Genomic DNA, 14,330 nt, shown 5'->3' with positions numbered 1-14,330 from the left:
GTTACACACATTGTGGCATGGCGAAACCGTATGTTTCGCCATGCTTTTACTTTTTTGCCGCTGCAACGGTCAGCTTAAAAACTTCAACACGGAGAGTTTCGCCTTTATGATATTTTTATCAAGCAAAAACAATTAATTATCACTATCAAATCATTGCAAAAATGAATCTCTCTCAACACGAAAGCCCTTGCAAAAAATAAATATTTCGTTTATTATGATATGTTCAATGTATGTCATGGAAATTTCGTTTCTTGGGGCATCGCGCTTTCATGCCCCCCTGCTTTGAGTGCTGATTGTTCCCGCAGAATTTTTTAAAATTTTCCATCGGCGTCAAACGGCACTTTCTCCCGCGCTGCCGGGACGCAACCGTTACCTGATTTGAGGTGCTCATGGATCAGCTTACCAAACAGTTTGGCAAAATCAAAGTTTCTCTTCCTATTCCTCATTTACTGAATCTACAAATAGATTCCTATCGAAAATTCCTCCAGGAAGGTGTTTCTGATGCGGAACGAAATCGCGACGAAGGTTTGGAAGGCACTTTCCATTCTGTCTTCCCCATTGAAGATTTCAATAAAACCGCCAGACTGGAATTCGTCAGTTATGAAATAAGCACACCCAAGTATGATCAGGCTGAATGTATTGCCAAAGGGCTGACCTATGAAGCCCCTGTGCGCATAAAAATGCGTCTTATCGTCTATGTCGCTGATGCAGTCTCCGGCAACAAGACCATACGTGACATCAAGGAACAGGACATCTATTTCGGCACGCTGCCCTTGATGACGGAAAAAGGCACATTTATTATTAACGGGACAGAACGCGTGATAGTCAACCAGCTTCAACGTTCTCCCGGCATCATTTTTGAACACGACGGCGGCAAAACACATACAAGCCGCAAGGTGCTGTACTCCTGCCGCGTGATACCTATGCGCGGCTCATGGCTTGATTTTGACTTTGATCACAAAGACATACTGTATGTCCGTATTGACCGGCGCAGAAAAATGCCCGCCACCATTCTCTTGAAAGCCATGGGGATGAATAAGGCACAAGTACTTGATTATTTTTATAATCGTGAACATTACTTCTTGCAGGACAACCGATTGTTTTGGGAAGTCAAAAAAGATCTTTACCGCAAAGATAACGCCTATACCGACATTGTTGCCCCTGATGGAACAATAATCGTTAAGGCCGGCAAGCCTATCACAAAACGAAGCTGGCGCGTGATCTGTGAAGCGGGAATTCAAGCAATTGAAGTGCGGCCTGACCTGCTGGACAGCATGTTCCTTGCTGAAGACGCAACCGACGGCAAAACCGGCGAAGTGTTGGCAGAAGCGGCTGACGAAATAACGCCTGGCCTTCTGGAGCGTCTGCGCGAGGCGAATATTCAACGCATAGCTGTGCTGCACACCAAGGGCGCCGGCACGTCTTCCTCTATTCGCGACACACTGGTTCTGGATCGCATTCCCGACCAGCAAAAAGCCCAAGAAGAGATATACCGGCGTCTGCGGCCTTCTCCGCCCCCAACGGCGGAAATTGCGGCAAATTATTTTGATAACCTCTTTAGAAATTCAAACTACTACGATCTCTCTCCTGTCGGCAGATATAAGTTGAACCAGCGGCTTGGCCGTAATGAATCCGCCCGGACGCGCACTTTGACTGATGAAGATATTTTGACGTCCATTAAAGTTCTTGTTAAACTTAAAGACACCCATGGTTCGGCAGATGACATTGACCATCTGGACAAACGCAGGGTCAGACTTGTTGGCGAACTGGTGGAAAACCAGTACCGTATCGGCCTTGTGCGCATGGAGAGGGCGATCAAGGAACGCATGAGCCTCCAAGAAATTTCCACACTCATGCCGCATGATCTCATCAATCCCAAACCTGTGGCTGCGGTGCTGAAAGAATTTTTCGGCACCTCGCAGCTCTCCCAGTTTATGGACCAGACAAACTCGCTCTCCGAGGTCACGCATAAACGCCGTCTTTCCGCGCTTGGCCCGGGCGGCCTGACGCGCGAGCGCGCAGGTTTTGAAGTGCGGGACGTTCATACTTCCCACTACGGCAGAATATGTCCCATTGAAACGCCGGAAGGGCCGAATATCGGACTGATTGTCTCACTGACCACTTTCGCGAAAGTCAATGACTACGGATTTATTGAAACACCGTATCGGGTTATTCGGAAAGGTCAGCTTACCAGTGAAGTCATCCATCTGGACGCCTCGCACGAAAGTGATCAAGTGGTTGCCCAGGCAAACGCGCGTCTTGACGACAACGGACGCCTGGTGGACGAATTTATTACCGTACGCGTCAGGGGCGAAGTGGAAATCCGCCCCCGCGATGAAGTGACGCTTATGGACATCTCGCCCAGCCAGATGGTTTCAATCTCCGCCGCATTGATTCCCTTCCTTGAGCATGATGATGCAAACCGCGCGCTTATGGGATCAAATATGCAGCGGCAGGCCGTACCCCTGCTGCGCTCTGAAAAACCGCTTGTGGGCACCGGTATGGAAGTTGACGTTGCCCGTGATTCCGGGGCATGCATCGTCGCGCCTGCCGACGGCAAGGTGGAGTATGCCGACGCTGACCGTATCGTGGTGGCTTATCATGGCGATCTTTACCCGGAACAGGGCGGCGTGCGCGCATACGACCTGCTGAAATTTCATAAGTCAAATCAGAATTCCTGCTTCGGCCAGCGACCAACCTGTCATGCAGGTCAATTTGTCAAAAAAGGTCAAATTCTGGCAGACGGTCCCGGTATTGACGATGGCGAACTGGCCCTCGGCAAAAACCTTGTTGTGGCCTTTATGCCTTGGTGCGGCTACAATTATGAAGATTCGATCCTCATTTCCGAGCGAACGGTTAAAGAAGACATTTTTACCTCCATACACATTGAAGAATTTGAGGTGGTGGCCCGCGACACGAAACTGGGGCCGGAGGAAATCACCCGCGACATCCCCAACGTCAGTGAAGACATGCTGTGCAATCTTGATGAAAGCGGCATCATCCGCATCGGCGCCTCTGTCAAGCCCGACGACATTCTTGTCGGTAAAATCTCGCCCAAGGGCGAAACGCAGCTGACTCCCGAAGAAAAACTCCTGCGGGCCATTTTCGGCGAAAAAGCCCGTGATGTTAAAAATACTTCCCTCAAGGTTCCACCAGGCGTTGAAGGCACGATTATTGACGTCAAAGTCTTCAACCGCCGTTCAGGCGAAAAGGACGATCGCACTCTCGCCATTGAAGCGCACGATATCGCGGCACTTGATCAAAAAGAAGCTGACCATATCCGTTCGCTGACAAACAGAACGCGTGATCTTCTCGCCGGTTCTGTCCTAGGCCGGCAGACGGCTGTTTCCGTGCCGGGCAAGAAAAAAGGCGAAGTGTTTGTTGAAGCGGGGACAGCGCTTGCCGCAGAACATCTGACGCTGCTCCCCGTCAAAAAACTTGCCGGCCTTTTCAGGAACAATGCCGTCAATGATACGGTTGCTGAACTGCTGAAGTCATATGATCGGGAAGTTGTCTTTCTGAAGTCCATTTATGACGCAAAACGCGGTAAAGTCACCGAGGGTGATGATCTGCCGCCCGGCGTAATCAAAATGGTCAAAGTCCACATAGCCATTAAACGCAAACTTTCCGTAGGCGACAAAATGGCGGGCAGACACGGGAACAAGGGCGTGGTTTCTTGTATTTTGCCTGAAGAGGACATGCCGTTTTTCGCTGACGGCCGACCTGTCGACATAGTGCTTAATCCCTTGGGCGTTCCATCGCGCATGAATATTGGCCAGATTATGGAAACCCATCTTGGATGGGGGGCAAAAGAGCTTGGACGCCAGATGGCCCAGCTTGTTGATTCCGGCACCGCCTTGCAAACCGCGCGCAAAGAGGTCAAGGATGTCTTTGCGTCGGCGGATGTCAATGCCCTTGTGGACGCCATGAACGATGACGAATTCATTGCCGCTGTCAAAAAACTCAAAAACGGCATTGTGACAAAAACTCCGGTTTTCGACGGCGCTACGGAAGAGGAAATATGGGCGTGGATGGACAAAGCCGGCCTTGAAAACGACGGAAAAACAGTTTTGTACGACGGCCGCACCGGTGTCCCCTTCAGAAATCGCGTCACAACAGGCGTGATGTATCTTCTCAAGCTGCATCACCTTGTGGACGAGAAAATTCATGCTCGTTCCACCGGGCCGTACTCTCTCGTTACTCAACAGCCTTTAGGCGGCAAGGCCCAGTTCGGCGGCCAGCGTTTGGGAGAAATGGAGGTATGGGCATTGGAAGCGTATGGCGCAGCCTATCTTCTTCAGGAATTTCTCACTGTCAAATCAGATGATGTGGCCGGACGCGTTAAAATGTACGAGAAAATTGTCAAGGGCGACAATTTTCTCGAAGCCGGCCTGCCGGAATCCTTCAATGTGCTCGTTAAAGAACTGATGAGTCTCGGATTGAACGTCTCCCTCCATCAGGAAGAAGACCAAAAAAAGTCAAAACATGTCAGCTACATGCAGGAGCACGACGACGAGGCTGAATAACATCTTGTTATTGCTGCTGATTGCTGACAAACGTTCTTCAAGTTTTTACAAAGCAGGGAAAACATAATATGAGTCTGGACGATCTTTTCATTACGCGCGACACGTCTGCCAGTATAACCAACGTACGTAACCTCAAGGCGATACAAATTTCCATCGCATCGCCGGAGGTCATTCGCGCATGGTCTTACGGCGAGATCAAAAAACCGGAAACCATCAATTACCGCACATTCAAACCTGAACGCGACGGCCTTTTCTGCGCAAAAATCTTTGGACCGGTCAAAGATTATGAGTGCAATTGCGGCAAATACAAGCGGATGAAGCATCGCGGCATTGTGTGCGAAAAATGCGGTGTGGAAGTTATTGCTTCCAAAGTGCGCAGGGAGCGCATGGGGCACATTGAACTTGCGACGCCTGTTGCCCATATATGGTTTTTAAAAACACTGCCTTCCAAAATCGCCACCCTGCTCGACATGACCATGGCCGATTTGGAAAAAGTTTTGTATTTTGATTCATATATTGTGCTGGATCCGGGGCAGACCAATCTGCAAAAATGTCAGGTTGTTTCAGAAGAACAATACCTCCAGATTATTGATCACTACGGCCGGGACGATATTCTTGCGGTAGGCATGGGCGCTGAAGCTGTGCGCGGCCTGCTTGAAGAAATGGACATGAAAAAACTCAGAACTGAACTGCGGACGGAAAGCGAAACAACAAAAAGTCAAACCAAAAAAAAGAAGCTTACAAAACGGCTTAAAATAGTTGAGGCTTTTCTTGAATCACAGAACAAGCCCGAATGGATGATCATGGAAGTCATTCCTGTCATCCCGCCGGAATTGCGCCCCTTGGTTCCTCTTGATGGCGGCCGGTTCGCGACGTCCGATCTTAACGATCTCTACCGCCGCGTCATTAACCGCAACAACCGTTTGAAACGCCTCATGGAACTGGGCGCTCCCGAAATTATCATACGCAATGAGAAACGCATGCTTCAGGAGGCCGTTGACGCGCTTTTTGACAACGGCAGACGCGGCAGGGCCATAACCGGCACTAACGGTCGGCCGCTCAAGTCCCTCTCCGATATGATTAAGGGCAAGCAGGGGCGTTTTCGCCAAAACCTCTTGGGCAAGCGCGTCGACTATTCCGGTCGTTCAGTTATTACGGTTGGACCGTATCTCAAGCTCCATCAGTGCGGCCTGCCCAAAAAAATGGCTTTGGAGCTTTTCAAGCCTTTTATTTATTCTGAACTTGAAAAGCGCGGACATGCCTCCACCATTAAAAGCGCAAAAAAAATGCTCGAGCGCGAAGAGTTGGTTGTCTGGGACATTCTCTCTGAAGTGGTGCGTGAGTACCCCATTCTGCTCAACCGCGCTCCCACGCTACACCGTCTGGGCATACAGGCCTTTGAACCCCTGCTTGTGGAAGGCAAGGCCATTCGCCTTCACCCGCTTGTCTGTTCCGCATATAATGCGGACTTTGACGGTGACCAGATGGCGGCGCACATTCCCCTTTCTGTTGAAGCGCAGATAGAATGCCGCGTTTTGATGATGAGCACCAACAACATTCTTTCACCAGCAAACGGTGGGCCGGTTATTGTACCCTCACAGGATATTGTGCTCGGCCTTTACTATATGACTGTTGAACGTGGCTTTGAACACGGTGAAGGCATGACTTTTTGCGCTCCGTGGGAAGTTGAAGCGGCTTACGACGCCGGCGCGGTTTCTCTGCACGCGCGCGTTCAGGTGCGCATGCAAAACGGAACGCTGTGTCATACCACGCCCGGCCGCGTGCTGGTCAGCAGCATTTTGCCCGATAATCTCGCCTTTGACCTTGTCAACCGCGTGCTGACAAAAAAAAACATCGCCAAACTTGTTGGCGCCGCTTACCGGCAGTGCGGCATCAAATCCACCGTCATTCTCTGTGACAGGCTAAAAGACATGGGTTATGAATTCGCTACGCGCGCCGGCGTGACAATCGGCGTCAAAGATCTGATCATTCCAAAAAAGAAAAAAGATATTCTGGCAGCGTCTCAGTCTGAAGTGGACGATATTGAACGTCAATACCGCGACGGCATCATTACCCGTACGGAAAAATACAACAAGGTTGTGGATGTATGGACAAAAACCACGCAAGACGTTTCCACGGAAATGACCGAAGAAATTTCATATGATGTGCTGACTGACCCAAAGACCGGCAGAACAGAAACACACCAGAGCTTTAATCCCATCTTCATGATGTCAAATTCAGGCGCGCGCGGCAATCAGGATCAAATGCGCCAACTTGCCGGCATGCGCGGGCTGATGGCAAAGCCATCCGGAGAAATTATTGAAACGCCCATCACATCCTCCTTCCGTGAAGGGCTTTCCGTGCTGCAATATTTCACGTCCACGCACGGCGCGCGCAAGGGTCTTGCCGATACCGCCCTGAAAACGGCAAACTCCGGCTATTTGACCCGCCGCCTTGTGGATGTCGTTCAGGATGTGATCGTCTCTGAGCACAACTGCGGCACAGTGGACGGCATTGAGCTGACGCATTTGAAGGAAGGCGGCGATGTGAACCCCCCCCTTGCCGAACGCGCCATCGGTCGCGTGCTCCTCTACCCTGTCCAGGATCCCGACGATCCAGAACACGTTCTCATTGCAGAAAACACCCTGATTACGGAAAATGAGGCCACGCTTTTAAACGACAAAGGCATTTTCTCCATTACAATGCGTTCTCCCCTGACATGTCAGGCGGAGCGCGGCATTTGCGCCCTCTGTTATGGACGGGATCTGGCCCGGGGCCATCTCGTCAATATCGGTGAAACAGTGGGCATTATCGCCGCCCAATCCATCGGTGAACCTGGAACGCAGCTGACCATGCGCACTTTTCATATCGGCGGCACCGCGTCAAGCACTATCGAAAAAAACAGGTTTGAAGCACTTGAAGCGGGCCGGGTGATTTTGAACCGCGTCAGGGAAGTAACCAACCGCGGCAGCTCTCACCTTGTGCTCGGCAAGAGCGGTCAGATGACTATTGTTGATCCGCAGGGACGAGAACGTGCAAAATATATTCTGCCCAACGGCGCGCGTCTTATGGTGGCCCATGGCCAGGATGTGGCAAAGGGCGCGGTGTTGGCGGAATGGGATCCTTTCAATGAACCTTTTGTTGCGGAAGAGGACGGCCTTGTCCGCTTCTCTGACATCATTGACGGCAAAACTGTGCAGGAAAAAGTGGATGAAGTCACGCGGCAGGCTTCGCTGACCATTATGGAATACCGCACCACAAACTTTCGTCCGTCCATTTCCATCTGTGACGCAAGCGGTGATGTCAAAAAACGCGAACAGGGCATGGCAAAGGCTGTTTATTCTCTGCCTGTCGGCTCCATTCTCATGGTGAAAGACGGTGAAAGCATTCAGGCCGGCGATATTATAGCCCGCAAGCCACGTGAAACATCCAAAACCAAGGACATAGTCGGCGGCCTGCCGCGGGTGGCGGAACTTTTTGAAGTGCGCAAACCCAAAGACAAGGCCGAAGTTTCAGAAATTGCCGGCACCGTCGCCTATGCCGGAGAATCCAAGGGTAAGCGCAAGCTGATTGTTACCCCTGAAATAGGTGATGCCAGAGAATATCTGGTTCCCAAGGGCAAACATATAACTGCTGCGGATGGCGATTTTGTTGAAGCGGGCGACCCGCTCACCGAAGGCTATCCGGAACTGCACGACATTTTGCACACCTGCGGCGAAAAATATCTTGCGCGTTATCTTGTGGATGAAATTCAGGAAGTCTACCGTTTCCAGGGTGTGGACATCAACGACAAGCACATTGAGGTTATTGTGCGGCAGATGCTTAAAAAGGTAACTATCCTTGATTCCTGCGGCACATCCTTCCTTGTTGGAGAGCAGGTGGATAAAAACGATTTTAAGGCGGAAAATCAGAGGGCCGTTGCTGAAGGTGGGCTGCCGGCTACGGCGAAGCCGTTGGTGCTTGGCATTACACAGGCTTCTTTGACGACTTCGTCTTTTATTTCAGCGGCATCTTTTCAGGAAACCACCAAGGTGCTCACAGAAGCCTCTCTGAAAAGCAAGATGGACTATCTGCAAGGACTCAAGGAAAACGTTATTGTCGGCCGCCTGATCCCCGCCGGCACAGGCTATCGCGAATATGTGCACGGCGACATAGATGTGCCGGATCAAAAGGAACGACCGGACAAGTTTCTTGAAGAAATGGAAGAGAACCCTGTTCTCGTCAATCTGGCAGGGCAATCGAACGAACGCGGCAAGACACTGAAACAGCAAGATAAATTTTAAAAGAGCCGCCTCAGTCGGTCACGTTGTTCAGGATCACGCCCGGGCTTACGGAAAACACCTTTCCGGCGACTTAATGTGCCGAATTTTTGTCTCACTAATTTCTGAACATGCCGCCTACTTGTTTTTCATTGGTATACTTGGCTCTTTAGGCATTTCCTGGCAGTTGGCCAGACATGACCCGATTAAAAATCCAGCTTGAACTGCATGCCCATGCCGAGTGCGGAGTCGGGCTGATTGCTCGCGCTCTTTTCAATGCTTTGTTCATCTTTCAATATCAGCTCAGGTCCAAGGCGTATGCTCAAATCGTCGCCGGACTTCACGTCGGCGAATGCGCCTACAATATGGCGGCCTGTTCTTGTCTGGTTCTCATACGGGCGCGCGTTCCCCGTCGGCAGGAGAGGGCGCCAGGACGCGCTTTCATTACGTATGCCCACATTCAGGCCACCCTGTTTTTTTTCTGTGTTTTTGAGTGCCCGATCAATGATGGGCGCGGTATTAACCGCTTTGGGCCCGTTCTTCGCGTCGGACACGGCATGTTCGCGAATGCGCTCCGTCCGTTTCCCATGGCGCCAGATGTCGGCTTCGCGGTCAGGGGATTGGCCGAAAGTCCAAGGCCGTGCGTGCAGATTTTTTTGTGGGGCGGACACCCCGTTTTTTTTGCCGGTCGCCGTTATCTGTGTTTGCGCCGCGCTCGCGGCCGTTACCGGCACAGGCAAAAGCGGCAGGATTGTCGTCAGGCTATAGGCAAACAGACACAGAACAAAACAGAACAGCCGGAATGTTCTGCTGACAGTCTTCGGCTGTGGGTGGCTCATGGCCGTTGTGGACCTCCGGTCACATCGTCAAGCAGGCGTTCTGTATTGATCACGGGGCAGGCAGGACTTTTCTTCGGATCTTGCCAGCCACCGCCAAGTGCCATGCACACGCTGACGACAGCCTCAAGCCGGTCGCGCAGTCCTGTCGCAAGCTGCATTTCCGCCGCAAAGAGCTGGCGTTCGGCGTCCAGCACCGTCAGATAATCGCTGTAGCCGTTGTCATACTGCAGACGGGCTATCTCCACCGCCCGGCGCAGACTTTGCACCTGCAACTGCATGCTGCGCACAATGGCGTCGGCTTCGCGCTGTGACGTCAGTGCTGTGCGGATATCCTGAAACGCCTTCTGTACGGTTTTGCGGTACACGGCGACAGAAGCTTTTTTTCTGGCTTTCGCGTCTTTCACGGTATACCAGTTGCGGCCGAAATCCAGAAGGGGCAGGCTGCCGGTCACGCCGTAATTCCACACGCCGGCAGGTCCGGTGAACAGATTCCCTACAGCCGCGCTGAGGGTGCCGAGCACGCCGGTCAGGGAAATGGAGGGGAAAAGCTGCGTGCGCGCCGCGCCGATTTCGGCGTTATAGGCCATAATCATATATTCCGCGGCGCGCACGTCCGGCCGGCGCTCCAAAAGTGCGGAGGGGAGTCCCTCCGGCAGAACAGGCGGGGAGGGGAGCGCGTGAATGGTTTTGCCGCGCTCCACGGCGCGTTCCATAATGTCGCGCGGGGAACGCCCAAGCAGCACAGCGAGCGCGGCTTCAGCCTGATCAAGCGCCACTGTGGTGACGTGCATCTGGGATCGGGCTGCTTCCACCTCTGCCCTGGCGCGCTGCCAGTCAAGCTCAGTGATGTCACCCTGCCTGTAGCGGCTTGTATAGATGCCGAAGGAGTCCTCACGGCTTTTCAGGGTGCGGCGGGCCGTAGCAAGCTGCATGTCAAGCGCGAGCATGGTAAAATAGCCTCGGGCCGTCTGGCCGGCCACAGAAAGAAGCAAGGCTTCATGCCCGACAACGGTGTTCATGAGCACGTCGGTAAGGGCCGTGTAGCTGTTACGGTATTTCCCCCAGAAATCCAGCTCCCAGGCTGCATTGAGCGATCCCTGATAATTGGTGGCGGAGCGCGACATACCGGTCTGCGGGGTGAATGCGGCGGCATTGGGCCCTTTTTCCGAATCGCTTTGCGCGAGCGCCTGAGCGTTACCGCTCACCGTGGGAAAGAGTTGTGACGTGGCAACGCCGGCCTGAGCCGCGGCGGAATCAATCCTTGCCAGCGATTCCGCCAGATCCAGATTGGTACTCAGGGCTTCAGCAATCATGAACGTGAGCACGGGGTCGTTAAAACGCGTCCACCAGTCTGTGTAAAGCGGCGTTGAACCCAGATCAACCCTGCGCCATTCCTTAGGGATATCCTGGCCGGGGCGTTCATAATTCGGGGCAAGGGAGCAGGCGGCGAGCAGCAGCGCAAGGCACAGCGCGAGGCAGTTCTTTACAGTGGAGATCATATTTTCTCCTCGTCAACGGTCGCCTGACCTTCATGAGGATCTTTCTTGCCTTGGAGTTTGAGTGAAAGCAGCATAATGCTTTTGAAAAAATACGGCACAAAGAGAGTGGCTATGCACGTTGCCGCCAGCATGCCGCCAATGACGGCTGTGCCGATGGCGTGCCGGCTGTTGGCTCCAGCGCCGGTGCTTATGGCAAGCGGCACACAGCCGAGAATAAAAGCCAGCGACGTCATGATAATGGGCCTGAAGCGCAGCCGCGAGGCATGCATGGCCGCCGTGTCCAGCGAACGGCCGCTACGCCATGCCTCCACGGCGAATTCCACAATCAGAATGGCGTTTTTGGCGGCAAGGCCAATCAGGGTGACAAGGGCCACTTGGAAATAAACGTCGTTTGAGATGTCCCGCAGCCATGTGGCGGCCAGCGCGCCGAAAACGCCGAAGGGCACGGCCGTGAGCACGGCCAGCGGCAAAGACCAGCTTTCGTACTGGGCGGCCAGAATTAGAAAAACCATCACCAGCGCCAGTACAAAAATCACGGTGGTGTCCGAACTGGCCAGCTTTTCCTGCAAGGCCGACCCGACCCAGCCAAGACTGTAGTCAGAGGTCATCACGGCGGCGGCGGCCTGTTCCATGGCCTCAAGCGCCTGACCTGAGGAATAGCCCGCCGCGGGATTGCCCAGAAAATGCGCGGCCGGATAAACGTTGTACCGCTCCATGGTCTGCGGGGCGGTGCGACGTTCCAACGTCATCAGGGCGGAAAGCGGAATCATGTCGCCGTTTGCGTTGCGCACGTACACGTCGTTGAGTGATTCCGGCAAAATGCGGTAGGCCGCGTCAGACTGCAAACGCACCTGATACGTTCTGCCGAGGTAGTTGAAGTCATTGACGTAGAATGAGCCGAAGGTGCCGCTCATGGCCGTGAACACGTCCGTTACGCTCACTCCCATGTCGCGGCAGCGTTCGCGGTCAAGGTCGGCATACAACTGCGGCGCGCCCGTGGAAAAGAGGTTTTGCACATTGCCGATGGCCGGGTATTTTTTTCGCGCGTTCGTTCCATCCCCGACAACAGATAAAGCTTCCTGCGCGACACGGTTAGCCATATTTTCCATGTCGTGAATGGTGCTGTCGCCGCGCATCTGAATATAGCCGTCAAAACCGCCTGTGGTGCTCATGCCGCTGATGGGTGGCGGCGTAAAGCCCAGAACAACGGCTTCAGGCTGAGCCATGGTCTGGCTCATCACCTTTCTCGCCATGGCCTGCACCGACAGGCCGGTGCCTCTGCGTTCGTTCCACGGCTTCATATTGACGAAAAACGTGCCGTAGTTGCTCTTGGTGGAGATGGATGTGATATCTATGCCGTCGATCGTCATGATCATTTTTGCCGAAGGGTCTTTCAGCACAAAGTCCGCGATTTGTCTGGTGATGTTGTGGGTGCGGTGCTGGGATGCGCCGTCAGAGAGCACGGCCATGCCCAGTAAGTAGCCCTGGTCTTCGTTTGGCACCAGACCGCCGGGCACCACCCTGAAAAGCCATACAATGGCGACAAGCATGAGTCCGAAAAGCAGAATGGCGCGCAGGCCGGAATTTTTGATAAAGCGCACCAAACGCACATAGCTGTGGGTGATGCTAGTGAAGAGATAGTTAAAACGCACAAAAAAAGCCGCGGGCGTGTGGTCGTGGGAGTGCGGCTTGAGCAGCAGTGCGCAGAGCGCCGGCGTGAGCGTGAGCGCCACAACGCCCGACAGTACCACAGAAACGGAAATGGTGATGGCGAACTGTTTGTACATCTGCCCGGCCAGACTGCTCATGAAGGAAACAGGAATAAAGACCGCGCACAGCACGAGCACAATGGCGATGACCGGCGCCGTGACCTCGTTCATGGCCTTGGCTGTGGCCTCCCTGGGCGGCAGATGCTCTGTGCGCATGATGCGCTCCACGTTTTCCAGCACCACAATGGCGTCGTCCACCACAATGCCGATGGCAAGAACCAGGCCGAAGAGCGTCAGCGTATTGATGGTGAAGCCGAACGCGTACAGGCCCGCGAAGGTGCCGATGACGGATACGGGAACGGCAATGCAGGGGATGAGCGTGGCCCGCCAGTTCTGCAAAAAGACAAAGACAACGATAAAAACCAAAATCATGGCTTCCACAAGGGTGTAGATCACTTCCTTGATGGATTCCAAGACAAATTCATTGGTGTCCACTGCGATGGTGTAGTCCACGCCTTCCGGAAAGCCATTGGCTATCTCCGCCATCCTCGCCTTCACCTTGTCGCCGGTGGATATGGCGTTGGCGCCGGGCAGAAGATACACGGCCGCCCCTCGCGCGGCTTTGCCGTTGTATTCCGAAAGCACGCTGTAATCCTTGCCGCCGAGCGAAATTTCGGCGATGTCCTTCAGGCGCAACATGGCACTGTCCAGCCCGTTGCGCACAACAATCTCGCCGAATTCTTCCGGAGTGACAAGACGGCCTTTGGCGTCAATCTGCCAGGTGAGCTCGGTGGATTCCGGCGAAGGCATTTCGCCGAGACGACCGGGCGCGAACTGGGCGTTCTGATCCTTGATGGCATTTGCCACATCCGAAACGGCCAGACCATATTTGGCCAGCATGTCCGGCTTGAGCCAGATGCGCATGGCATAGTCCATAGCACCGAAAACCATGCAGTCGCCCACACCGGGCACGCGCTTGATTTCGTCCGCGACGTTGTTTATCAGATAATTGTGCAGAAAAACAGCGTCATAGCGTTCATCCGGCGAAAAAAGCGTGATCAGCTGCAGAATGGCCGGGGAGCGTTTGACAACGCTCACGCCCTGACGGCGCACCTCCTCAGGCAGCAGCGTCTGTGCCAGATTGACCTTGTTGTTCACATTGACGAGCGCCATGTCTGGATTGGTGCCCAGGGCAAAGTAGACGTTGATGGATCCCGAGCCGGAGCCGGACGATGCCGTGGAGGTCATGTAAAGCATGCCTTCCACGCCGTTGATCTGCACTTCCAGCGGGGCCAGCACCGTGGCGGCTATGGTTTCCGCCGAAGCGCCGGGGTAAAAGGCGGTAATATTCACGCTGGGCGGCACCAGTTCCGGGTACTGCGCGATGGGCAGGGCCTTCATGGCGAGCGCACCCACAAGGATGATCAGAATGGAGATGACGGCCGAAAGAACAGGCCGGCGCAAAAAAAAATTGGGTTTGGAAGAAACAGCCATGACA

The 14,330-nt window shown here is 53.6% G+C and carries 5 protein-coding genes; 2 read left to right on the top strand and 3 right to left on the bottom strand.

The window, feature by feature from the left end; all coding sequences use genetic code 11:
- The first annotated feature begins 389 nt into the window (after nucleotides 1-389).
- The gene (rpoB, locus tag RSDT_RS01825) at nucleotides 390-4,526 is read left to right on the top strand and encodes a DNA-directed RNA polymerase subunit beta (protein ID WP_096399328.1); all 4,137 of its coding nucleotides are present in this window, start codon (nucleotides 390-392) and stop codon (nucleotides 4,524-4,526) included.
- Nucleotides 4,527-4,594: 68 nt separating this feature from the next.
- A complete protein-coding gene (rpoC, locus tag RSDT_RS01820) occupies nucleotides 4,595-8,809 on the top strand; it encodes a DNA-directed RNA polymerase subunit beta' (protein ID WP_096399327.1) in 4,215 nt (1,404 codons plus the stop codon).
- Nucleotides 8,810-8,991: 182 nt separating this feature from the next.
- Here the strand turns inward: rpoC and RSDT_RS01815 are convergent, their stop codons facing one another.
- The 3 genes from RSDT_RS01815 to RSDT_RS01805 are packed head-to-tail and all read right to left on the bottom strand — an operon-like array spanning nucleotide 8,992 to nucleotide 14,326.
- The gene (locus RSDT_RS01815) at nucleotides 8,992-9,624 is read right to left on the bottom strand and encodes a hypothetical protein (protein WP_096399326.1); all 633 of its coding nucleotides are present in this window, start codon (nucleotides 9,622-9,624) and stop codon (nucleotides 8,992-8,994) included.
- Nucleotides 9,621-11,123 (bottom strand): efflux transporter outer membrane subunit, encoded by a 1,503-nt coding sequence (locus tag RSDT_RS01810; RefSeq protein WP_096399325.1) that lies wholly within the window; start codon nucleotides 11,121-11,123, stop codon nucleotides 9,621-9,623. The genes RSDT_RS01815 and RSDT_RS01810 overlap by 4 nt, the downstream gene beginning before the upstream one ends.
- Complete coding sequence (locus tag RSDT_RS01805) at nucleotides 11,120-14,326, bottom strand: efflux RND transporter permease subunit (RefSeq protein ID WP_096399324.1); 3,207 nt, start codon at nucleotides 14,324-14,326, stop codon at nucleotides 11,120-11,122. The genes RSDT_RS01810 and RSDT_RS01805 overlap by 4 nt, the downstream gene beginning before the upstream one ends.
- Between the last annotated feature and the right edge of the window lie 4 nt (nucleotides 14,327-14,330).

Source organism: Candidatus Desulfovibrio trichonymphae (genome assembly GCF_002355955.1).
GTDB lineage: Bacteria > Desulfobacterota > Desulfovibrionia > Desulfovibrionales > Desulfovibrionaceae > Desulfovibrio > Desulfovibrio trichonymphae.
The sequence above is the reverse complement of the archived record's forward strand: the minus strand, read 5'-3'. Positions and strand labels throughout refer to the sequence as shown.